The 1,327-nt window shown below is 55.5% G+C and carries 1 protein-coding gene and 1 pseudogene; both read right to left on the bottom strand.

Features of this window, described 5'->3' with window-relative positions; genetic code table 11:
- Nucleotides 1-1,058: glycoside hydrolase family 3 protein (locus ACOVRA_RS11540; RefSeq protein WP_421720414.1), on the bottom strand; the 1,058-nt coding region annotated here is incomplete at its 3' end.
- Between the two features lie 21 nt (nt 1,059-1,079).
- Nucleotides 1,080-1,327, bottom strand: a pseudogene (locus tag ACOVRA_RS11535) (glucose/galactose MFS transporter); the annotation flags it as partial.

Raw genomic sequence — 1,327 nt, 5'->3', positions numbered from 1 at the left:
GCCTTGGTATTGGTCAAAAGCTCTTTCCAATCCTCGGGCACCATGAAGATGTCGAGGCCTGCATTGATCGATTCTGGGCAGTCCTTATTGGTACAGCCAGGAATACGCCCATGGCCGTTCCAGTCGCCGACCACCAGGCCGTCAAAAGCCATTTCATTCTTCAACAGCTCGGTCAGATACGACTTATTGCCGTGCATCTTCTGGCCGTTGATGCTGCTGAACGAGGCCATGACCGTTTGCGCGCCGGACTTCAGCGCCGCGCGGTAGGGATAGGCATGGAGCTCAACCAGATCGGCCTCTTTGCCGACAGTATCGCCGGTGTCGATGCCGCCTGTGCCGCCATCGCCAAAGAAGTGCTTGGCTGTGGCGATGACATGTTCTTGGCTTAAGAAGTCGGGTCCAGTGCCTTGCAAGCCTTCAACCATGGCTGCGCCCAATTCGGATACAAGGCCCTTATCTTCAGCATAGCCTTCATAAGTGCGGCCCCAGCGGTCATCGCGAACCACCGCCAAAGTTGGCGCAAAGGTCCAATCAATGCCGGTGACTTTGATTTCAGCCGCCGTGATGCGACCAATCTCTCGGATCAAAGCGGGGTCGCGCGTCGCGCCCAAGCCAATATTGTGCGGGAATAGGGTTGCCCCCACCACATTGCTGTGGCCGTGGACGGCATCGGTTGCCCACAACACCGGAATAACCGGACTGCCATCTGCATGGGGGGTGCGCGAGGCTTCCCAAAATGCGTCGGCCAGTTTCAACCAGTCTTCTGGCTTTGAGCGCTCATTGCCATAGGGGCCGGAATTGCCGCCATTCAAAATGGTACCAAAGCGATATTTGGCGACATCTTCTGGCGTGATCGTCGAAATATCGGGCATGATGAGTTGAGCGACTTTTTGCTCCACACTCATTTTGCTCATGATCTCGGTGATCTGGGTTTCGACTTTGTCGTCCTTCTTAGGCCCCGACGCACACCCAGTTAGACCCAGGGATAGGGCCAGAATGGGGGCAGCGCAGGCGCGGAATGACTTTTGAACCAATGGCTTCATCAGGGAACGCATCATCGTCTTTGCTTTCGCTTTCGCTTATTGTGCTGCTGCAGTGTTTTGACGGTGGACGAACAGGCCGAAGAACACGAGCCAAGCATAGCCAAGGATCGGCACAATCAAGGCCACCGAGAGGCCGACATGGTCTGCGGTAAAGCCTGTGATAAGCGGCAAAATTGCCCCACCTACAATACCCATGCACAAAAGCGCTGCGGCCTTGGGCGTGTCTTCATCATTCAGGCCAATCACGGTCTGCGAGAAAATGGTTGGGAACATGATGGAGTTGA

Source organism: Aquidulcibacter sp. (assembly GCF_049239865.1).
Taxonomy (GTDB): domain Bacteria; phylum Pseudomonadota; class Alphaproteobacteria; order Caulobacterales; family Aquidulcibacteraceae; genus Aquidulcibacter.
The sequence above is the reverse complement of the archived record's forward strand: the minus strand, read 5'-3'. Positions and strand labels throughout refer to the sequence as shown.